At 62.9% G+C, this 20,196-nt stretch carries 19 protein-coding genes; all 19 read left to right on the top strand.

Annotation, left to right across the window (positions count from 1 at the left end; translation table 11 throughout):
- Positions 1 to 190 precede the first annotated feature (190 nt).
- Positions 191 to 4,912, top strand: coding sequence for a glutamate synthase-related protein (locus AB2N08_RS07495; RefSeq protein WP_367610010.1), 4,722 nt, complete (start codon positions 191 to 193; stop codon positions 4,910 to 4,912).
- A 156-nt stretch (positions 4,913 to 5,068) separates the two neighbouring features.
- The gene (locus tag AB2N08_RS07490) at positions 5,069 to 6,532 is read left to right on the top strand and encodes a glutamate synthase subunit beta (RefSeq protein ID WP_367610009.1); all 1,464 of its coding nucleotides are present in this window, start codon (positions 5,069 to 5,071) and stop codon (positions 6,530 to 6,532) included.
- Between the two features lie 413 nt (positions 6,533 to 6,945).
- Positions 6,946 to 7,749, top strand: a complete 804-nt coding sequence (locus tag AB2N08_RS07485) for an ABC transporter ATP-binding protein (protein ID WP_367610008.1) — start codon at positions 6,946 to 6,948, stop codon at positions 7,747 to 7,749.
- The gene (mlaE, locus tag AB2N08_RS07480; protein ID WP_367610007.1) at positions 7,746 to 8,528 is read left to right on the top strand and encodes a lipid asymmetry maintenance ABC transporter permease subunit MlaE; all 783 of its coding nucleotides are present in this window, start codon (positions 7,746 to 7,748) and stop codon (positions 8,526 to 8,528) included. Before AB2N08_RS07485 ends, mlaE begins: the two co-directional genes overlap by 4 nt.
- A 24-nt stretch (positions 8,529 to 8,552) precedes the next feature.
- Positions 8,553 to 9,026, top strand: coding sequence for an outer membrane lipid asymmetry maintenance protein MlaD (gene mlaD / locus AB2N08_RS07475; protein ID WP_367610006.1), 474 nt, complete (start codon positions 8,553 to 8,555; stop codon positions 9,024 to 9,026).
- Positions 9,023 to 9,772 (top strand): MlaA family lipoprotein, encoded by a 750-nt coding sequence (locus AB2N08_RS07470; RefSeq protein WP_367610005.1) that lies wholly within the window; start codon positions 9,023 to 9,025, stop codon positions 9,770 to 9,772. The genes mlaD and AB2N08_RS07470 overlap by 4 nt, the downstream gene beginning before the upstream one ends.
- 15 nt (positions 9,773 to 9,787) lie before the next feature.
- On the top strand, positions 9,788 to 10,438 hold the full coding sequence (locus AB2N08_RS07465) for an MlaC/ttg2D family ABC transporter substrate-binding protein (RefSeq protein ID WP_367610004.1): 651 nt from the start codon (positions 9,788 to 9,790) through the stop codon (positions 10,436 to 10,438).
- Between the two features lie 17 nt (positions 10,439 to 10,455).
- Positions 10,456 to 10,713, top strand: coding sequence for an STAS domain-containing protein (locus AB2N08_RS07460; protein ID WP_367610003.1), 258 nt, complete (start codon positions 10,456 to 10,458; stop codon positions 10,711 to 10,713).
- A 190-nt stretch (positions 10,714 to 10,903) separates the two neighbouring features.
- Positions 10,904 to 11,818 carry an ABC transporter ATP-binding protein gene (locus AB2N08_RS07455; RefSeq protein ID WP_367610002.1) on the top strand — a complete coding sequence of 305 codons (915 nt, stop codon included), beginning with the start codon at positions 10,904 to 10,906 and terminating at the stop codon, positions 11,816 to 11,818.
- On the top strand, positions 11,815 to 12,582 hold the full coding sequence (locus AB2N08_RS07450; protein ID WP_367610001.1) for an ABC transporter permease: 768 nt from the start codon (positions 11,815 to 11,817) through the stop codon (positions 12,580 to 12,582). The genes AB2N08_RS07455 and AB2N08_RS07450 overlap by 4 nt, the downstream gene beginning before the upstream one ends.
- A gap of 17 nt (positions 12,583 to 12,599) precedes the next feature.
- Positions 12,600 to 12,836, top strand: coding sequence for a BolA family protein (locus AB2N08_RS07445; protein WP_367610000.1), 237 nt, complete (start codon positions 12,600 to 12,602; stop codon positions 12,834 to 12,836).
- Between the two features lie 2 nt (positions 12,837 to 12,838).
- Positions 12,839 to 14,089 carry a UDP-N-acetylglucosamine 1-carboxyvinyltransferase gene (murA, locus tag AB2N08_RS07440; RefSeq protein ID WP_367609999.1) on the top strand — a complete coding sequence of 417 codons (1,251 nt, stop codon included), beginning with the start codon at positions 12,839 to 12,841 and terminating at the stop codon, positions 14,087 to 14,089.
- Positions 14,090 to 14,101: 12 nt separating this feature from the next.
- A complete protein-coding gene (hisG, locus tag AB2N08_RS07435; protein ID WP_367609998.1) occupies positions 14,102 to 14,776 on the top strand; it encodes an ATP phosphoribosyltransferase in 675 nt (224 codons plus the stop codon).
- A 6-nt stretch (positions 14,777 to 14,782) separates the two neighbouring features.
- Positions 14,783 to 16,120, top strand: a complete 1,338-nt coding sequence (gene hisD, locus AB2N08_RS07430) for a histidinol dehydrogenase (RefSeq protein WP_367609997.1) — start codon at positions 14,783 to 14,785, stop codon at positions 16,118 to 16,120.
- Complete coding sequence (locus AB2N08_RS07425; protein ID WP_367609996.1) at positions 16,117 to 16,947, top strand: DNA-methyltransferase; 831 nt, start codon at positions 16,117 to 16,119, stop codon at positions 16,945 to 16,947. Before hisD ends, AB2N08_RS07425 begins: the two co-directional genes overlap by 4 nt.
- The gene (hisC, locus tag AB2N08_RS07420) at positions 16,944 to 18,044 is read left to right on the top strand and encodes a histidinol-phosphate transaminase (protein WP_367609995.1); all 1,101 of its coding nucleotides are present in this window, start codon (positions 16,944 to 16,946) and stop codon (positions 18,042 to 18,044) included. The genes AB2N08_RS07425 and hisC overlap by 4 nt, the downstream gene beginning before the upstream one ends.
- A 40-nt stretch (positions 18,045 to 18,084) precedes the next feature.
- Positions 18,085 to 18,675, top strand: coding sequence for an imidazoleglycerol-phosphate dehydratase HisB (hisB, locus tag AB2N08_RS07415; RefSeq protein ID WP_343025900.1), 591 nt, complete (start codon positions 18,085 to 18,087; stop codon positions 18,673 to 18,675).
- 13 nt (positions 18,676 to 18,688) lie between these two features.
- Positions 18,689 to 19,330, top strand: a complete 642-nt coding sequence (gene hisH, locus AB2N08_RS07410; RefSeq protein ID WP_367609994.1) for an imidazole glycerol phosphate synthase subunit HisH — start codon at positions 18,689 to 18,691, stop codon at positions 19,328 to 19,330.
- Between the two features lie 45 nt (positions 19,331 to 19,375).
- Positions 19,376 to 20,152: a 1-(5-phosphoribosyl)-5-[(5-phosphoribosylamino)methylideneamino]imidazole-4-carboxamide isomerase gene (gene hisA, locus AB2N08_RS07405; protein WP_367609993.1), complete on the top strand. Its 777-nt coding sequence runs from the start codon at positions 19,376 to 19,378 to the stop codon at positions 20,150 to 20,152.
- Positions 20,153 to 20,196: the final 44 nt, after the last annotated feature.

The raw sequence follows: 20,196 nt of genomic DNA, 5'->3' as shown, positions 1-20,196 counted from the left end.
TTTCAAATACAAACACTTACCCCGTGATAAAGAAACTATCCATACATCATAACGACTCTGTCCCCAATTATTCAGCTTCTCAAAAAGTTGTCAAACAATTCGACTCTGACCCTAATTATTGTGGTTGACGGCGGATTTTGCATTGCACTATTCTCGGCATTCGATCCCGTAAAGTTGTGGAGAATGTCGCATGATTGCCCAAGGTTTGTATGATCCCGCCAATGAACACGATGCCTGCGGTGTTGGCTTCATCGCCCACATCAAGGGCAACAAGAGTCATTCGATTGTTGAACAGGGTCTGCTGATTCTGAAGAACCTCGACCACCGGGGGGCGGTCGGTGCCGATGCGCTGATGGGCGACGGGGCGGGGATTCTGATTCAGATTCCGGATCAGTATTACCGCGACGAGATGGCGCGCCAGGGCGTCGAGTTGCCGCCACCGGGCGAGTACGGCGTTGGTATGGTCTTTTTGCCCAAGGAGCATGCCTCGCGCATCGCTTGCGAGCAGGAGATCGAGCGCGCCGTGCGCATCGAAGGCCAGGTCGTTCTTGGCTGGCGCAACGTGCCGGTCGACGCGACCATGCCGATGTCGCCGTTCGTGCGCGCCAAGGAACCGGTGATTCGCCAGATCTTCATCGGCCGCGGCCCGGACATCATGGTGACCGATGCACTGGAACGTAAGCTCTACGTGATCCGCAAATCGTCCGGCCACGCGATCCAGGCCCTCAAACTTTTGCATGGCAAGGAATTCTTCGTGCCGTCGATGTCGGCGCGCACCGTCGTCTACAAAGGCCTGCTGCTGGCCGACCAGGTGGGCGTGTTCTACAAAGACCTGCAAGACCCGCGCTGCATCTCGGCCCTGGCCCTGGTCCACCAGCGCTTCTCGACCAATACCTTCCCCGAGTGGCCGCTGGCCCACCCGTACCGCCTGATCGCCCACAACGGCGAGATCAATACCGTCAAGGGCAACTTCAACTGGACCCGCGCGCGCGAAGGCATCCTCAAGTCGGCCGTGCTGGGCGACGACCTGAACAAGCTGTTCCCGCTGATCTACGAAGGCCAGTCCGACACCGCCTGCTTCGACAACGCGCTTGAACTGTTGATCATGGCCGGCTACCCGATCGCCCAGGCGATGATGATGATGATCCCGGAGGCCTGGGAAAACCACGCGTCGATGGACGACAACCGCCGCGCCTTCTACGAATACCACGCGGCGATGATGGAGCCGTGGGACGGCCCGGCCGCGATGGCGTTTACCGACGGCCGCCACATCGGCGGCACGCTCGACCGCAATGGCCTGCGCCCGGCGCGCTACGTCATCACCGAGGACGATCTGGTCGTCATGGCGTCCGAGTCGGGCGTGCTGCCGATTCCCGAGTCGCGCATCGTCAAGAAATGGCGCCTCCAGCCGGGCAAGATGTTCCTGATCGACCTCGAAGCCGGCCGCATCATCGACGATAAAGAGTTGAAAGACACCTACGCCAACGCCAAGCCCTATAAGGCGTGGATCAAGTCGGTGCGCATCAAGCTCAACGCAATCAAGCTGACCGAAGCGCAACAGGCGGCCGGCCGCGCGATGGACACTGCAGCGCAGGGCGAGAAGCCTGCGCTGACGCTGCTCGACCGCCAGCAAGCGTTCGGCTACACGCAAGAAGACCTGAAATTCCTGATGGCGCCGATGGCCCTGCTGGGCGAAGAAGCCACCGGCTCGATGGGCAACGACTCGCCGCTGGCCGTCACGTCCAACAAACTCAAGCCGCTGTATAACTACTTCAAGCAGCTGTTCGCGCAGGTGACCAATCCGCCGATCGACCCGATCCGCGAAAGCATGGTCATGTCGCTGGTCTCGTTCATCGGCCCGAAGCCGAACATCCTCGACACCAACAACGTCAACCCGCCGATGCGCCTCGAAGTCGCGCAGCCGATCCTGAACTTCGACGACATGGCGCGCCTGCGCAATATCGGCCAGCACACCGGCGGCAAGTTCAAGGCCTATGAGCTGAACATCTGCTACCCGGTCGCCTGGGGCAAGGAGGGCATCGAAGCGTCGCTGGCCTCGCTGTGCGCCGAAGCGGTCGACGCGGTCAAGTCGGGCCATAACATCCTGATCGTGTCGGATCGCCGCCTGTCGCCCGACCTGGTCGCAATCCCTGCGCTGCTGGCCACGTCGAGCGTGCACCAGCACCTGGTCGCGCGCGGCCTGCGCGCTTCCACGGGCCTGGTGATCGAAACCGGTTCGGCGCGCGAGACGCACCACTTCGCGCTGTTGGCCGGCTACGGCGCCGAAGCCGTGCACCCGTACCTGGCCCTCGAAACGCTGGCCGACCTGGCACATGGTTTGCCACAGGAGCTGTCGGCGGAAACCGTCAGCTACAACTACATCAAGGCTGTCGGCAAGGGCCTGATGAAGGTGATGTCGAAGATGGGCATCTCCACCTATATGTCGTACTGCGGCGCGCAGATCTTCGAGGCCGTGGGCCTGAACAAATCGCTGGTCGACAAATACTTCAAGGGCACCTCGTCGAATATCGAAGGCATTGGCCTGTTTGAAGTGGCAGAAGAAGCGCTGCGCCTGCACGCGCTGGCCTTCGGCGCCGATCCGGTGCTGGCCAATGCGCTTGACGTCGGCGGCGAGTACGCGTTCCGCGTGCGCGGCGAAGATCACCTGTGGACGCCGGACACGATCGCCAAGCTGCAGCATGCGACGCGCGCCAACAACTTCTCGACCTATAAAGAGTACGCGCAGCTGATCAACGACCAGACGCGCCGTCACCTGACGCTGCGCGGCCTGTTCGAATTCAAGATCGACCGCGACAAGGCGATCCCGATCGAAGAAGTCGAAGCGGCCAAGGACATCGTCAAGCGCTTCGCTACCGGCGCGATGTCGCTCGGCTCGATCAGCACCGAAGCCCACGCCACGCTGGCGATTGCGATGAACCGCATCGGCGGCAAGAGCAATACGGGCGAAGGCGGCGAAGATCCGGCGCGCTACATGAATGAGTTCAAGGGCATCGCGATCAAGAAGGGCGAGTCGCTGGCCTCGCGCCTGGGCGATGACCGCGTCGTGGTCGACATCCCGCTCGAAGACGGCGACTCGCTGCGCTCGAAGATCAAGCAGGTGGCATCGGGCCGCTTTGGCGTCACCGCCGAATACCTGAACTCGGCCGATCAAATCCAGATCAAGATGGCGCAGGGCGCCAAGCCGGGCGAAGGCGGCCAGCTGCCGGGCCACAAGGTGTCGGAGTACATCGCGTCCTTGCGCTTCTCGGTGCCGGGTGTCGGCCTGATTTCGCCGCCGCCGCACCACGACATCTACTCGATCGAAGATCTGGCCCAGCTGATCCACGACCTGAAAAACGTGAACCCGCGCGCCTCGATCTCGGTCAAGCTGGTGTCCGAAGTGGGTATCGGCACGGTCGCCGCGGGCGTGTCGAAAGCGAAGGCCGATCACATCGTGGTCGCCGGTCACGATGGCGGCACGGGCGCGTCGCCCCTGTCGTCGGTCAAGCACGCCGGCACGCCGTGGGAATTGGGCCTCGCAGAGACACAACAAACCCTGGTGCTCAATGGCTTGCGCAGCCGTATCAGGCTTCAGGCGGACGGCCAGATGCGCACCGGCCGCGACGTCGTGATTGCCGCGATGCTGGGCGCCGACGAAATCGGCTTTGCCACCGCGCCGCTGGTGGTCGAAGGTTGCATCATGATGCGCAAGTGCCACCTCAATACCTGCCCGGTGGGCGTGGCCACGCAAGACCCGGTACTGCGCGCAAAATTCCAGGGCAAGCCCGAACACGTGGTGAACTACTTCTTCTTCGTGGCCGAAGAAGCGCGCCAGATCATGGCGCAGCTGGGCATCCGCACCTATGACGAACTGATTGGCCGCGCCGACCTGCTCGATAAATCGAAGGCGATCGGGCACTGGAAGGCGCAGGGCCTGGACTTCTCGAACATCTTCTACCAGCCGCAGGTAGAGAGCCAGCGCGCCCTGTTCCACACCGAAGGCCAGGACCATGGCCTGGATAAAGCGCTCGATCACAAGCTGATCGCGCAGGCCAAGGCCGCGCTGGAAAAAGGCGAGCGGGTCTCGTTCATCTCGCCGGTCAAGAACCTGAACCGCACCGTCGGCGCCATGCTGTCGGGCGAAGTCGCCACGCGCTACGGTCACGCCGGCCTGCCGGACGACACGATCCACATCCAGCTGCAAGGCACGGCGGGCCAGTCGGCAGCGGCGTTCCTGGCCGGCGGCATCACGATGGACCTGGTCGGCGAAGGCAACGACTACGTCGGCAAGGGCCTGTCGGGCGGGCGCATCATCGTGCGGCCGAATACCGAATTCCGTGGCTGGGCCGTGGACAACATCATCGTCGGGAACACCGTGCTGTATGGCGCGATCTCGGGCGAAGCGTTCTTCAACGGCGTGGCCGGCGAACGTTTCGCGGTGCGTAATTCGGGCGCCACGGCGGTGGTCGAAGGTTGCGGCGACCACGGTTGCGAATACATGACCGGCGGGACGGTGGCGGTGCTGGGCGACACGGGCCGTAATTTCGCGGCCGGCATGTCGGGCGGCGTCGCCTTTGTGTACGACCCGAAGGGCGAATTCGAAGCGCGCTGCAATACGACGATGGTCAACCTGGAACGCGTGCTGGCGTCGAAAGACCAGGCGGATCCGGCGGCCTGGCACAGCCAGTCGCGCACCAGCGAGCGCGAGTCGGACGAAGCGATCCTGCGCCGCCTGATCGAGCGTCACTTCAAGTACACCGGCAGCACGCGCGCGCGCAACCTGCTGGACGACTGGGCCAACAGCCGCACCAAGTTCGTCAAGGTGTTCCCGACCGATTACAAGCGTGCACTCGAAGAGATGCATTTTTCGAGCATGGAAGAAGCGAACGACAAGATCGAAGTGGTGGCGTAACAGCGGTCTCAATCAACGTCGTCCCCGCGCAGGCGGGGACCCAAGTAATCAGCGTCGCCCATAACCCATGCGTTATCGGTTAGCACGCAACTTGGGTTCCCGCTTGCGCGGGAAAGACAGATCTACGGCCGCAGGCCAAATGACAAGGAAAACAACGTGGGCAAAATCACCGGCTTCATGGAATTCGAACGGCAGGAAGAGGGCTACCTCGAACCGGCCTCGCGTCTGAAGAACTACAAGGAATTCGTCATCACCCTCACCGACGCGCAGGCCAAGGTGCAAGGCGCGCGCTGCATGGATTGCGGCATCCCGTTCTGTAACACGGGCTGCCCGGTCAACAACGTCATCCCTGACTGGAATGACCTGGTCTTCCATGGCAACTACCGCCACGCGCTGGAGAACCTGCACTCGACGAATAACTTCCCCGAGTTCACCGGCCGTATCTGCCCGGCGCCGTGCGAGTCGGCCTGTACGCTCGGGATCAACGACGAGCCGGTCGGCATCAAGTCGATCGAGCGCAAGATCATCGACACCGGCTGGGAGCACGGCTGGGTGGTGCCGCAACCACCGAACCAGCGCACCGGTCGCAAGGTCGCCGTCGTCGGCTCCGGTCCTGCCGGCCTGGCCGCGGCCCAGCAACTGGCGCGCGTCGGCCACGATGTGACGGTGTTCGAAAAGAGCGACCGCCTGGGCGGCCTGCTGCGCTACGGGATCCCCGACTTCAAGATGGAAAAGGACCTGATCGACCGTCGCGTTGAACAAATGCAGGCCGAAGGCGTCACCTTCCGCACCGGCGTGTTGATCGGCAAGGACTTCCCGGCCAGCGTCAGCAATATGGCGCGCGACACCATCTTCCCGGAAGACCTGGAAAAAGAATTCGACGCCGTGATCATGGCAGGTGGCGCCGAGCAGCCGCGCGACCTGCCGGTGCCGGGCCGCCAGCTCAAGGGCGTGCACTTCGCGATGGATTTCCTGCCGCAGCAAAACCGCGTCAATGCTGGCGACAAGCTGAAAGACCAGCTGAAAGCCACCGGCAAGCACGTGATCGTCATCGGCGGTGGCGATACCGGGTCCGACTGCGTCGGCACCTCGAACCGCCATGGCGCGGCGTCGGTCACGCAATTCGAACTGCTGCCGCAGCCGCCGGAGCACGAAAACAAGCCGCTGGTGTGGCCGTACTGGCCGACCCGCCTGCGCACCTCGTCGTCGCACGAAGAAGGCTGCGAGCGCGACTGGGCAGTAGCGACCAAGCGCCTGGAAGGCAAGGGCGGCAAGGTGGACAAACTGATCGCCTGCCGCGTCGAATGGAAAGACGGCAAGATGACGGAAGTGCCGGATTCGGAATTCGAACTGAAAGCCGACCTGGTGCTGCTGGCGATGGGCTTTGTTTCGCCAGTGCAGCAAGTGCTCGACGCGTTCGGCGTGCAGAAAGACCCGCGCGGTAATGTACGTGCGGCCACCGAAGGCGAGGCCGCCTACCAGACCTCGAACCCGAAAGTATTCACGGCCGGCGACATGCGCCGGGGCCAGTCGCTGGTGGTGTGGGCGATTCGCGAAGGCCGTCAGTGCGCACGCGCGGTCGACGAATTCCTGATGGGATCGTCGGACCTGCCGCGTTAAGACCTGGCATCAATGGCGGTCGTGCAACGCGACCGCCAATATCTCTGGCGCACGAACAGGCCGGCGACAAATTAACGACACTCTGTATATAGACTGTCACTTGCTAATTCGCAAAGCTATCCCCAACTGATGCTGCATTGCAAAATGGCTTCGCGCGCCGTCACTTAATGACACGCATGTATCATGCGTTTTATGCAATTCTGTTTGACACTTATTGATTCAACACAATGAATTGCAATATTGTCATATATGCATAATTCAATGAAAACAATTGCTTACAACGTTAAATAGCTGACCAAGAAGTTATTAGTGTTGTAATACTACGTCGCCTGCCGTGGGTAAAATCGGGTCCCTCGAGCGGGTAAATAGCTTTCTGCACTACAATACCGGATTCTCTAATCTCAAATGATGCTGTGTCGAACCTAGTCGAAATCCGCGATCTGCATTTTGCTTACGGTGAGCGTTCCATTCTGTCGAATCTGCGCATGGATTTCCCACGTGGCAAGCTTATTGCCGTCATGGGCGGTTCCGGTTGCGGCAAGACGACGGTATTGCGCTTGATCGGTGGCCAGATCCGCCCCCAGCGCGGCGAAGTCCGCATTGGCGGCGAAGTCGTGCACAGTCTCGATACGCAGGGGCTGTATCGCCTGCGCCGTCGGATGGGCATGCTGTTCCAGTTTGGCGCGCTGTTCACCGACCTGTCGGTGTTCGATAACGTGGCGTTTCCGCTGCGCGAACACACCGACCTGCCCGAAGAACTCATCCGTGACCTCGTGCTCATGAAGCTCAACGCCGTCGGCCTGCGCAACGCGCACCGCCTGAAGCCCGCCGAGATCTCGGGCGGCATGGCGCGCCGGGTGGCCGTGGCGCGCGCCGTTGCGCTTGACCCCGAACTGATCATGTATGACGAGCCGTTCGCCGGCCTCGACCCGATCTCGATGGGCGTGACCGCCAACCTGATCCGCAACCTGAACGACGCCCTCGGCTCGACCTCGATCCTCGTCTCGCACGACGTGAAAGAGTGCTTCGCGATTGCCGACTACGTCTATTTCATGTCCGCCGGCAAGATCGTTGCAGAAGGTACGCCGACCGAATTGCAAGTGTCGACCGACCCGTACGTGCGCCAGTTCGTCAATGCCGAGCCGGACGGCCCGGTGCCGTTCCACTATCCCGGCAAGACGCTGGCCGACGACCTGGGCCTGGGAGCGCGCACATGATCGCCCGCTTCCTCGGCTTCTTAGGTTGCACCGTGCGCGAAGGCCTGGCCGGCCTGGGCTTTGCCATCCGCTCGTTCTTCAGCATCCTGCGCGTTTCGCCAGGCGCATTCCGCCGCCCGGGCTTGATTTCCGAACAGATCCACTTCATCGGTAATTACTCGCTGGTGATCATCGCCGTGTCCGGCCTGTTCGTCGGCATGGTGCTGGGCCTGCAGGGCTACTACACGCTGAACCAGTACGGCGCCGAGCAGATGCTGGGCCAGGTCGTCGCACTGTCGCTCGTGCGCGAACTCGGTCCGGTCGTCACCGCGCTGCTGTTCGCCGGCCGTGCCGGCACCTCGCTGACGGCGCAGATCGGCCTCATGAAGGCGGGCGAGCAATTGTCGGCCATGGAAATGATGGCGATTAATCCGGTACAACGGGTGTTGGCGCCCCGTTTCTGGGCGGGCGTGATCGCCATGCCGGTGCTGGCCACCGTATTTTCGGCCGTGGGCGTGATGGGTGGCTATCTCGTCGGCGTGAAATTGATCGGTGTGGATGAAGGTTCTTTCTGGGCGCAGATGCAATCTGGCGTCGATGTGCGCGCTGACGTACTGAACGGTGTGATTAAAAGCTTTATCTTTGGCATCGCAGTGACCTTTACCGCCCTGTTCCAGGGGTACCAGGCCCAGCCGACGCCAGAAGACGTGTCGCGCGCTACCACGCGCACGGTCGTGATCGCATCGCTGCTGGTCTGGGGGCTGAATTTCGTCATGACCGCCCTGATGTTCAATAAATAACTAACACGGTTTTAGGGTAATAAAATGCATCGCAAAACTATCGACGTCTGGGTTGGCCTGTTCGTGCTGCTGGGCTTGGCTGCACTGCTGTTTCTGGCTTTCCAGGCCGGCAATATGAAGTCCATGTCGTTCGGACAAACGTATTCGGTCAGTGGCCGTTTTGACAATATCGGTGGCCTCAAGCCCCAGGCGCCAGTCAAGAGCGCCGGTGTGGTGGTCGGTCGCGTGGGCGACATCGCCTTCGATGACAAGAGCTTCCAAGCATCTGTGCGCCTCGATCTGGACACTGACTATAAATTCCCAAAAGATAGTTCGTTGAAGATCTTGACCGCTGGTTTGCTTGGCGAGCAGTACATCGGCATCGAAGCCGGTGGCGAGACGAATAATCTGGCCGAGGGCGATCGCATCGTTCGCACCCAGTCGGCGACAGTCCTGGAAGACTTAATTAATCAATTTATCTACAGCAAGGCTGCTGATGGAAAGGAAGGTAGTCAATGAACTACACCAACACGCTTTCGCACCTGCGTCTCTGCACTGCCGCCGCCGCTGTCCTGGTCTTGACTGGTTGCGCCACCACCGCGAACAACCCGCAAGATCCCCTGGAAGGTTATAACCGCGCCGTCTACTCGTTCAACGATGCAGTCGACCGCACCGTGCTCAAGCCAACCGCCACCGTCTATAAGAACGTGCTGCCGGGCTTTGCCCAGACGGGCGTGAGCAATTTCTTCGGCAACCTGTCGGATGCCTGGAGTTCGGTCAACAATCTGCTGCAAGGCAAGGGCGAAGCCGGCGCAACCGATTTTGGCCGCGTGGCCATCAACTCGACCTTCGGTATTTTCGGCTTGCTGGACATCGCGTCCGAAGCCGGCATGCCAAAGCACAACGAAGACTTCGGCCAGACCCTGGGCAAATGGGGCGTGCCGAGCGGTCCGTACTTGATCTTGCCGCTGCTGGGCCCATCTACTGTGCGTGACACCGCAGCACTGCCGGCCGATTTTGCAGGCGACATCTGGACCTACAAAACGCCGGTCAACTGGCGCAATGTCGGCACCGGTGTGCGCATCATCGACAAGCGCGCCTCGCTGCTGGACGCATCGGGCCTGATGGAAGACGCCGCACTGGACCGCTACGAGTTCCTGCGCGACGGCTACCTGCAGCGCCGCCAGAGCCAGGTCTATGACGGCAACGTGCCGCGCCAGGCCGACGACGACGTCGACGCGCCAGCACCTTCCGAAACGAAGTAAGTTGAAAGGAATACGATGAAACCATTCATGCACCTGATCGCCGCCGCCGCCGTTACCGCTGCCTTTTCCACGAGCGTGATCGCCCAGCCTGCCGCCAGCGCCGAAGCGCCGGACGTGCTGGTCAAGCGCATCAGCGCCGAAGTGATCGACAGCGTCAAGGGCGACAAAGACATCCAGTCGGGCGACCGCAGCAAGATCATGGGTCTGGTCAATAGCAAGATCCTGCCGTACGTCGATGCCGAAAAAATGACGCAGCAAGCGGCCGGCCGCCACTGGCGCACCGCCACGCCGGATCAGCAAAAACGCCTGACCACCGAGTTCCGCAACCTGCTGGTCTACACGTACTCCGGTGCGCTCTCGACCATCAAGAACGAAACCGTCGAGTTCAAGCCGATGCGCGGCGCCGCCACCGACACCGACGTCGAAGTGCGCTCGCAGGTGAACGTCTCGCGCGGCGAGCCAATCACCCTGAACTATCGCCTGGCCAAGGGCAGCAACGGCTGGAAGATCTATGACGTGAACATCCTGGGCGCCTGGCTGGTCGAGACCTACAAGAGCACCTTCAATAGCGAGATCAGCAAGAGCGGCGTCGATGGCCTGATCAAGCGCCTGGCCGATCGCAATGCGCAACTGGCCTCCAAGCCACTGGCAGCGCCGAGCAAGTAATGGCTGAGGCAAATCCCATGCTGACGATCGACGCCATGACCTTCGGCAGTGCCCGCGAAGCGCTGGCCCAGGGTCAGGCGGCCATCAGCGCTGGCGAGACCGTGTTCGACCTGGCCGGCGTCAAGGCGGCCGATTCGTCGGGCGTGGCCTTGTTGCTGGCCTGGCAGCGCCGTGCCCTCGATGCTGGGCACCGTCTCACGTTCATCAACGTGCCGGACAATGTGCGCAAGCTGGCGTCCCTGTACGGGGTCGATACGCTGGTCGCACCAGCATGAATACGGGCAGCTTCGGCTGCCCGTTTTTTTCTCCCGTTTCTCCAGCAAGCGCCCTGCCGGGTTTCTCTGCCTTGGCCGCTTGACGTGGCGATTTCACCTATAATGGACTGTTTTCCTGCACGGTCCTGGTGCGTTCTCCCGCCGGCCTCCGTTTTGTTTCGACTACCGCGCGCCGCGCCTCCCATTTCGCATGACTGCTATCCAGATTGACCGTGTCGAGAAGAGCTACAAAGGCTTCAAGGCGCTCAAGGGCGTCTCGCTCTCCATCGAAGAAGGCGAGTTCTTTGGCCTGCTGGGCCCGAACGGCGCCGGCAAGACCACCCTCATTTCCACCATCGCGGGCCTGATCCGCCCGGATGCCGGCAGCGTGAAAATCCATGGCCACGACGTGGTCACCGATTTCCGCGAAGCGCGCAAGCGCCTGGGCGTCGTGCCGCAAGAGCTGGTGTTCGATCCGTTCTTCACGGTGCGCGAAACGCTACGCCTGCAGTCGGGCTACTTCGACATCCGCAACAACGATGGCTGGATCGATGAAGTGATGCACAACCTCGACCTGACCGACAAGGCCGACGTGAACATGCGCGCGCTGTCGGGCGGCATGAAGCGGCGCGTGCTGGTGGCGCAAGCGCTCGTGCACCGCCCGCCGGTGATCGTGCTCGACGAGCCCACCGCCGGCGTCGACGTCGAACTGCGCCAGACGCTGTGGAAGTTCATCGCGCGCCTGAACCGCGAAGGCGGCCACACGGTTGTCCTGACCACCCACTATCTCGAAGAAGCGCAGGCCATGTGCCAGCGCGTGGCCATGCTCAAGCAGGGCAATGTGGTGGCGCTCGACACGATGAGCACCTTGCTGCGCCGCGTATCGGGCTCGCAACTGGTGGTGCACCTGAAATCCGGCGCGCTGCCGGCCGAACTGCGCCCGCTCGTGTCGCACGATGAAAACGCCAATGGAAACAAATACACGCTGCGCGTGAACGACTACGCCGACGTCGAACCGATCCTGGCGCGCCTGCGTGAAGCGGGCGCCGTGATCGACGAAATGCAGCTCGAGCAGGCCGACCTGGAAGACATCTTCATCCAGATCATGGAAGAGGGTAAGCAATGAATCTGTTCTCCATCGGGTTCCGTACCCTGTTCTACAAAGAGTCGCTGCGCTTCTGGAAGGTGGCCACGCAAACCGTCGCCGCGCCGGTCGTCACCGCCATGCTGTACCTCGTCATCTTCGGCCACGTGCTCGACGGCCGGGTCGAGATGCTCGAGGGCGTGGCGTACACGTCGTTCCTGATTCCCGGCCTGGTGATGATGAGCGTGCTGCAAAATGCGTTCGCCAATTCGTCGTCGTCGCTGATCCAGTCGAAAATCAGCGGCAACCTGGTGTTCATCCTGCTCGCGCCCCTGTCGCATGCCGAAATCCTGGCGGCCTACGTCGGCGCGGCGGTGCTGCGCGGGATCGCGGTCGGCGCCGGCGTGTTCGCCATTACCGCCTGGTTCGCGCACCTGACCTTCGTCGCGCCGGTGTGGATCGTCGTGTTCGCGATTCTTGGCGCCGCCATTCTCGGTACCATGGGCGTCATCGCCGGCATCTGGGCCGAGAAGTTCGACCAGCTGGCCGCGTTCCAGAACTTCTTGATCATGCCGGCCACGTTCCTGGCCGGGGTGTTCTATTCGGTACAAAAACTGCCGCCATTCTGGCTGGCTGTCTCGCATTTCAACCCGTTCTTTTATATGATTGACGGGTTCCGTTACGGGTTCTTCGGCCAGTCCGACGTTTCGCCCTGGACCAGCCTGGCCATCGTGTCCGTGTTCTTCGCGGTGCTGACGGCCGTGGCGATCAACCTGCTCAAGCGCGGCTACAAGCTGCGCCACTAAATATTTTTGGAGTTATCGTGGCCACCACACCCGAACTGATTCACGGCTACCTCAGCGCCGGCCTCGAATGCACCCACCTGACCGTCGAAGGCGACGGCCAGCACTTCCAGGCGGTGATCGTCTCACCGGCGTTTGCCGGCAAGCGCCCGATCCAGCGCCACCAGATCGTGTACGCCGCACTGGGCGACCGCATGCGCGAGGAAATCCACGCGCTGTCGATGAAAACGCTCACCCCTGAAGAATTCAAAGGCTAATCATGGACAAGCTCCAGATCGTCGGCGGCAAACGCCTGCAAGGTGACATCGCGATTTCCGGCGCCAAGAATGCGGCGCTGCCCATCCTGTGCGCGGGCCTGCTCACCGCGGGCGACCTGCACCTGTCCAACGTGCCGCGCCTGCATGACGTGCGCACGATGCTCAAGCTGCTGGAAACCACGGGCCTGAAAATCGATCTGGACGATGAAAAAGTCACCATGAACGGCGGCGCGATCGACAACCTGGTCGCGCCGTACGAACTGGTGAAAACCATGCGCGCCTCGATCCTGGTGCTGGGCCCCCTGCTGGCGCGCTTCGGCGAAGCCAAGGTCTCGCTGCCGGGCGGCTGCGCCATCGGTTCGCGCCCGGTCGACCAGCACATCCAGGGCCTGCGCGCGATGGGCGCCGAGATCACGATCGAAGGCGGCTACATCCACGCGAAAGCCACGAAGCTCAAGGGCGCACGCATCCGCACCGACATGATCACCGTGACCGGCACCGAGAACCTGCTGATGGCCGCCACGCTGGCCGAGGGCGAGACGGTGCTGGAAAACGCCGCGCGCGAACCCGAAGTGACCGATCTGGCCAATCTGCTGGTGGCGATGGGCGCGAAGATCGAGGGCATCGGCACCGACCGCCTGGTGATCCAGGGCGTGCCCGAACTGCATGGCGCCAGCCACGCCGTGATCTCGGACCGCATCGAAGCGGCTACTTTTCTCTGCGCCGTTGCGGCCACCGGCGGCGATATCCAGCTGACCAATACCCGCACCGATATTTTTGATGTCGCGCTCGATAAACTGCGCGAGGTAGGATTACAGCTCGAGGTCGGCACGGACACCATCCGCGCGAAGATGGACGGTCGCCCGCAGCCGGTGTCGTTCCGCACGACCGAATACCCGGGCTTCCCGACCGATATGCAGGCGCAGTTCATGGCGGTCAACACCATTGCCGGCGGCGCCTCGCGCGTGACCGAGACGATTTTCGAGAACCGCTTCATGCACGTGCAAGAGATGAACCGCCTGGGCGCGCAGATCTCCACCGACGGCAACACCGCGTTCATCGACGGCGTGGCGCGCCTGATCGGCGCACCGGTGATGGCGACCGACCTGCGGGCCTCGGCCTCGCTCGTGATCGCCGGCATGGCCGCCGAAGGCACGACGCTGATCGACCGCATCTACCACCTCGATCGCGGCTACGACCGCATGGAAGTGAAGCTGTCGGCGGTGGGCGCTGACATCGTACGTATCAAATAACACCTGAACTCCATGACCTTTACCAGCAACACGGGCGAGACCCAGCTGATCCTGGCGCTGTCCAAGGGCCGCATCTTCGAAGACACCCTGCCGCTCTTGTCAGCGGCCGGGATCGAGGTGCTGGAAAACCCCGAGACGTCGCGCAAGCTGATCCTGCCAACCAATGACCCGGGCGTGCGCGTGCTGATCGTGCGCGCATCCGACGTGCCGACCTATGTGCAATATGGCGCGGCCGATTTCGGCGTGGCCGGCAAGGACGTGCTGCTCGAGCATGGCGGCGAAGGGCTGTACCAGCCGATCGACCTGCGCATCGCCGAATGCCGCATGTCGGTGGCCGTCAACGCCGGCTTCGACTACGAGAGCGCCGTGCGCCAGGGCGCGCGCCTGCGCGTGGCGACCAAGTTCGTCAACACGGCGCGCGAGCACTTCGCGCGCAAGGGCGTGCACGTCGACCTGATCAAGCTGTATGGTTCGATGGAGCTGGCCCCGCTGGTGGGCCTGTCCGACGCCATCGTCGACGTGGTGTCCACCGGCGGCACGCTGCGCGCCAACAACCTGGTCGAAGTCGAAAAGATCATGGACATTTCCTCGCGCCTGGTGGTCAACCAGGCCGCGCTCAAGCTCAAGCGCGAGCGCCTGCAACCGATCCTGGACGCGTTCGAACGCGCATCCAAAGCAAAAGGCTAGAACGCAATGGCAGTACAGATCCGCAAGCTCGATTCGACCGCGCCTGATTTTTCCACCACCCTGAGCGCGCTGCTGGCTTTTGAAGCCGAGACCGACGACGCCATCGAACTGGCCGTCGCCGGCATCCTGCGCGACGTGAAAGCGCGCGGCGACGCCGCTGTGCTCGAGTACACAAACAAGTTCGACCGCATCCCGAACGGCGGCGCCACCTCGATGGCGCAGTTCGACATTGGCCAGGCCGAACTGGAAGCGGCATTGGCCGCGCTGCCCGACGACCAGAGCGCCGCGCTGCAAGTAGCGGCCGACCGCGTGCGCGTGTACCACGAGCGCCAGAAGGAATCGTCCACCGGCTTTACCTTCACCGAACCAGACGGCACCGTGCTGGGTCAGCGTGTCACGCCGCTGGACCGCGTCGGCATCTATGTCCCGGGCGGCAAGGCCGCGTATCCATCGTCGGTCCTGATGAACGCGATCCCGGCGCACGTGGCCGGCGTAAAAGAAATCATCATGGTCGTCCCGACACCCGACGGCGTAAAAAACCAGATGGTGCTGGCTGCGGCGGCGATCGCGGGCGTCACGCGCGTGATCACCATCGGCGGCGCACAGGCAGTCGGCGCGCTGGCGTATGGCACCGTGACCATCCAGGCAGTGGACAAGATCGTCGGCCCCGGCAACGCGTATGTCGCCGCCGCCAAGCGCCGCGTGTTCGGCACGGTCGGCATCGACATGATCGCGGGCCCGTCGGAAATCCTGGTGCTGTGCGACGGCACCACCGACCCGGACTGGGTCGCGATGGACCTGTTTTCGCAGGCCGAGCACGACGAGCTGGCGCAAGCGATTCTGCTGTGCCCCGATGCCGACTACATCGCGCAGGTCGAAGCGAGTATCCACAAGCTGCTGCCGACGATGCCGCGCGCGGCGACCATCACCACGTCGCTGGGCGACCGTGGCGCGCTGGTGAAAGTCCGCGACATGAACGAGGCGTGCGAGATCGCCAGCAGCATCGCCGCCGAACACCTCGAGATCTCGGCCGAGAACCCGCAACAGTGGGCGGACAAGATTCGCCACGCCGGCGCCATGTTCCTGGGCCGCTACTCGTCCGAGTCGCTCGGCGACTATTGCTGCGGCCCGAACCATGTGCTGCCGACCTCGCGCACGGCGCGTTTCTCGTCGCCGCTGGGCGTGTACGATTTCCAGAAACGCTCGTCGATCATCCAGGTCAGCGAAGCAGGCGCGCAAACGCTGGGCAAGGTCGCGGCCACGCTGGCGTATGGCGAAGGCCTGCAGGCGCACGCGCGCAGCGCTGAACTCAGGCTCAATCCCGTGCCGCCGCAAGCGTCATGACCGACTGGGTCAACCAGGTATTCTGCGAAGATGCGCTGCTTGGCCTGGCGCGCATCCCGGACGGGTCCATCGACCTGATCCTGACTGACCCACCGTACAACCTGGGCAAGGACTACGGCAACGCCTCGGACCAGCAAAGCGTCGAGGCCTACCTGGCCTGGACCGAGCAGTGGATCGATGCGGCCGTGCCGAAGCTCAAACCCAACGGCAGCCTGTACATCTTTCTCACGTGGCGCTTCACGCCCGAGATCTTCGTGATGCTGAAAAAGCGCATGACGATGATGAACGAGATCATCTGGGACCGGCGCGTGCCGTCGATGGGCGGCAGCGTGCGCAGCTTCTCGTCGGTGCACGACACCATCGGCTTTTTTGCCAACCGCAAGGACTATTATTTCGACCTGGACGCGGTGCGCATCCCGTATGACGCCGCGACCAAGAAGGCGCGCTCGCGCTCGATCTTCATCGGCGCCAAGTGGCTCGAAGTGGGCTACAACCCGAAGGACGTCTGGAGCGTATCGCGCCTGCACCGCGAACATCCCGAGCGCGCCGACCACCCGACCCAGAAGCCCCTCGAGATCATCGAGCGCATGGTCAAGGCCTCGTGCCCGCCGGGCGGGATCGTGCTCGACCCGTTCATGGGCAGCGGCACGACGGCGATTGCCGCCAAGCGCCTGGGCCGCCAGTACACCGGCTTTGAACTGAATCCCGACTATTGCGCCATCATCCACGAGCGCCTGGCCGCGCCCGAGGTGCCGATGACCGGGGCCAGGAAACGCAAGGCGGCCAAGGCCGCCACGGCCACTCTCTCCATAGAAGAAACCTCATGACCGACATCGCCAAACTGATCGAGAACACCATCCGCGCCGACGTGCGCGCCGTGGGCAGCTACCACGTGCCGGATTCAAGCGGCTACGTGAAGCTCGACGCGATGGAAAACCCGTACCAGCTGCCGGACGACCTGCGCACTGAACTCGGTGCGCGCCTTGCCGACGCCGCGCTGAACCGCTATCCGGTGCCGTCATACCGCACGCTGAAGGACGCCATCTGCGCCAAGCTGGGCATCCCGGCCGGCTACGATGTCTTGCTGGGGAATGGCTCGGATGAGCTGATCACGATCCTGGCCACGACCATCGCACGCCAGGAACGCGATGGCGCCAAGCGCGCGGTGGTGATGGCGCCGGTGCCTGCCTTCGTCATGTTTTCGCGCTCGGCGCAGTTCGCCGGCGCCGATTTCGTCGGTGTGCCGATCAAGCCCGACTTTTCGCTGGACTTGCCGGCGATGCTGGCGGCCATCGACGAGCACAAGCCGTCGCTGATCTTCCTCGCGTATCCGAATAACCCGACCGGCAACCTGTACGACGCGGCGGACATGGAAGCGATCATCACCGCGCTCGGCGAGCATGGCGTGGTCGTGGTCGACGAAGCGTACCAGCCGTTCGCCAAGGTCAGCTTCATGGATCGTCTGCCACAACACCCGAACCTGATCGTGATGCGCACGCTGTCGAAACTCGGCCTGGCCGGTATCCGCCTTGGGTACATGGCGGCGGCCGAACCGCTGCTGGCCGAATTCGAGAAAGTGCGCCCGCCGTACAACGTGAATATCCTGACCCAGGTGGCGGCCGAATTCGCACTCGAGCATCTGGACGTGCTGGATCGCCAGGCCGAGCTTCTCAATGTCGAGCGCACGCGCCTGGCCGCCGCGCTGGCCGCGCTGCCGGGGGTGGACGTGTTTCCGTCGGCCGCCAATTTCATCGCGCTGCGCGTGCCGGACGCCGAGCGCGCCTGCAAGCTTCTCCACGGCGAGAAGGTGCTGATCAAAAATTTGAGTAAAATGCACACATTGCTGGCCAACTGCATCCGCGTCACGGTCAGCACGCCGCAAGAGAACGACCAGTTCCTGACAGCCCTGAAGGCTTCCCTGTAGCAGCGCCCCGTCGTAACGTACCTTGAAAAGCACCCGAGCAATGACCCGCACCGCCGACATTACCCGCAACACCAACGAAACGCAAATCCGCGTCTCGATCAATCTCGACGGCACCGGCCGCCAGAAGCTCAACACGGGCGTGCCTTTCCTCGACCACATGCTCGACCAGATCGCGCGCCACGGCATGTTCGATCTCGAGGTCGAGGCCGTGGGCGACCTGCACATCGACGCGCACCACACGGTCGAAGACACCGGCATCACGCTCGGCATGGCCGTGGCCAAGGCCATCGGCGACAAGAAGGGCATCCGCCGCTATGGTCACGCCTACGTGCCGCTGGACGAAGCGCTGTCGCGCGTGGTGATCGACTTCTCGGGCCGTCCGGGCCTGGAAATGCACATCCCGTTCACGCGCGCGATGATCGGCACCTTCGACGTCGACCTGACCGGCGAATTCTTCCGCGGCTTCGTCAACCACGCGGGCGTCACGCTGCACATCGACAACCTGCGCGGTGTGAATGCCCACCACCAGTGCGAGACCGTGTTCAAGGCCTTTGGCCGCGCGCTGCGCATGGCCAGCGAGCTCGATGAGCGCGCCGCCGGCATCATCCCATCGACCAAGGGCAGCCTGTAAGGCGAGACGCGACATGGCAAATAAAATTGTTGTGGTCGACGGACTTGGCAACCTGCGCTCCGTGGTCCAGGCGCTGCGCGCCGCCGCGCCCGAGGCCGACGTGCTCGTTTCCAGTTCGGCGGCTGACATCGACGCGGCCGACCGCATCGTGCTGCCCGGGCAGGGCGCGATGCGCGACTGCATGAGCAGCCTGCGCGAATCGGGCCTGGAGGATGCGCTGCTGCGCGCCGCGAAGACGCGCCCGGTCATGGGCGTGTGCGTGGGCGAGCAGATGCTGTTCGACGCCAGCGAAGAAAACGGCGGCACGCCGGGCCTGGGCCTGTTGCCGGGCAAGGTGGTGCGCTTCCAGCTCGACGGCAAATTGCAGGCCGACGGCTCGCGCTTCAAGGTGCCGCAGATGGGCTGGAACCGCGTGCGCCAGTCGCGCGCGCACCCGCTGTGGGACGGCGTCGACGACAATGCCTACTTCTATTTCGTGCACAGTTATTACGCAGCGCCCGAAAACGCGCATGATGTGATTGGCGAAGCCGATTACGGCGGGCCGTTCTGCTGCGCCGTCGGCCGCGATAATATCGTCGCCACCCAGTTCCACCCGGAGAAAAGCGCGGCAGCCGGCTTGCGCCTGTACCGCAATTTCACCCACTGGAATCCCTGATTCACCTTTTTGTCCTCCAACCCGTTTAACTTACCGACAACGACCATGCTGCTGATCCCCGCCATCGACCTGAAAGACGGTCACTGCGTTCGCCTTCAACAAGGCGATATGGAACTCGCCACCGTGTTTTCCGAAGATCCTGCCGAAATGGCGCTGCATTGGCTCAAGCAGGGCGCGCGGCGCCTGCACCTGGTCGACCTGAACGGCGCGTTCGCGGGCAAGCCGAAGAATGAATCGGCCATCAAGTCGATCCTGCAGATCGTGCAGGAGTACGCCGAAGACAACGGCATCGACGAGATCCCGGTCCAGCTGGGCGGCGGCATCCGCGACCTCGACACCATCGAACGCTACCTCGATGACGGCATCAGCTATATCATCGTCGGCACCGCCGCCGTGAAGAACCCGGGCTTCCTGCACGACGCCTGCGGCGCCTTCCCGGGCCACATCATCGTTGGCCTCGATGCACGCGACGGCAAGGTCGCCACCGACGGCTGGAGCAAGATGTCGGGCCACGAAGTGATCGACCTGGCCAAGAAATTCGAAGGCTATGGTGTCGAATCGATCGTCTACACCGACATCGGCCGCGACGGCATGATGGGCGGCGTGAACATCGACGCGACCGTCAAGCTGGCGCGCGCGGTGAAGATCCCCGTGATCGCCTCGGGCGGCGTGCACGTGCTGGCCGACGTGGAAGCGCTGTGCGCGGTGCAGGACGAAGGCATCGAGGGCGTGATCTGCGGCCGCTCGATCTATGAAGGCACGCTCGACCTGGCCTCGGCCCAGGAGCGCGCCGATGAACTGACTGAAGGGACGCAGGCGTAAAGCCATTTGGCCACGTACCCATGCACGTCGTTCCCGCGGAGGCG

The organism is Massilia aurea (assembly GCF_040790145.1).
Lineage (GTDB): Bacteria > Pseudomonadota > Gammaproteobacteria > Burkholderiales > Burkholderiaceae_D > Telluria > Telluria aurea_C.
Note: the sequence above shows the minus strand (reverse complement) of the source record. Positions and strands in the feature narration are given on the sequence as shown.

Excerpts from the sequence above, each read along its gene's own strand:
- AB2N08_RS07495 (WP_367610010.1), top strand. The coding sequence starts at position 191 with ATGATTGCCCAAGGTTTGTATGATCCCGCCAATGAACACGATGCCTGC.
- mlaE (WP_367610007.1), top strand. The coding sequence starts at position 7,746 with ATGATCGCCCGCTTCCTCGGCTTCTTAGGTTGCACCGTGCGCGAAGGC.
- mlaD (WP_367610006.1), top strand. The coding sequence starts at position 8,553 with ATGCATCGCAAAACTATCGACGTCTGGGTTGGCCTGTTCGTGCTGCTG.
- AB2N08_RS07470 (WP_367610005.1), top strand. The coding sequence starts at position 9,023 with ATGAACTACACCAACACGCTTTCGCACCTGCGTCTCTGCACTGCCGCC.
- AB2N08_RS07465 (WP_367610004.1), top strand. The coding sequence starts at position 9,788 with ATGAAACCATTCATGCACCTGATCGCCGCCGCCGCCGTTACCGCTGCC.
- AB2N08_RS07460 (WP_367610003.1), top strand. The coding sequence starts at position 10,456 with ATGCTGACGATCGACGCCATGACCTTCGGCAGTGCCCGCGAAGCGCTG.
- AB2N08_RS07455 (WP_367610002.1), top strand. The coding sequence starts at position 10,904 with ATGACTGCTATCCAGATTGACCGTGTCGAGAAGAGCTACAAAGGCTTC.
- AB2N08_RS07450 (WP_367610001.1), top strand. The coding sequence starts at position 11,815 with ATGAATCTGTTCTCCATCGGGTTCCGTACCCTGTTCTACAAAGAGTCG.
- murA (WP_367609999.1), top strand. The coding sequence starts at position 12,839 with ATGGACAAGCTCCAGATCGTCGGCGGCAAACGCCTGCAAGGTGACATC.
- hisG (WP_367609998.1), top strand. The coding sequence starts at position 14,102 with ATGACCTTTACCAGCAACACGGGCGAGACCCAGCTGATCCTGGCGCTG.
- hisD (WP_367609997.1), top strand. The coding sequence starts at position 14,783 with ATGGCAGTACAGATCCGCAAGCTCGATTCGACCGCGCCTGATTTTTCC.
- AB2N08_RS07425 (WP_367609996.1), top strand. The coding sequence starts at position 16,117 with ATGACCGACTGGGTCAACCAGGTATTCTGCGAAGATGCGCTGCTTGGC.
- hisC (WP_367609995.1), top strand. The coding sequence starts at position 16,944 with ATGACCGACATCGCCAAACTGATCGAGAACACCATCCGCGCCGACGTG.
- hisB (WP_343025900.1), top strand. The coding sequence starts at position 18,085 with ATGACCCGCACCGCCGACATTACCCGCAACACCAACGAAACGCAAATC.
- hisH (WP_367609994.1), top strand. The coding sequence starts at position 18,689 with ATGGCAAATAAAATTGTTGTGGTCGACGGACTTGGCAACCTGCGCTCC.
- hisA (WP_367609993.1), top strand. The coding sequence starts at position 19,376 with ATGCTGCTGATCCCCGCCATCGACCTGAAAGACGGTCACTGCGTTCGC.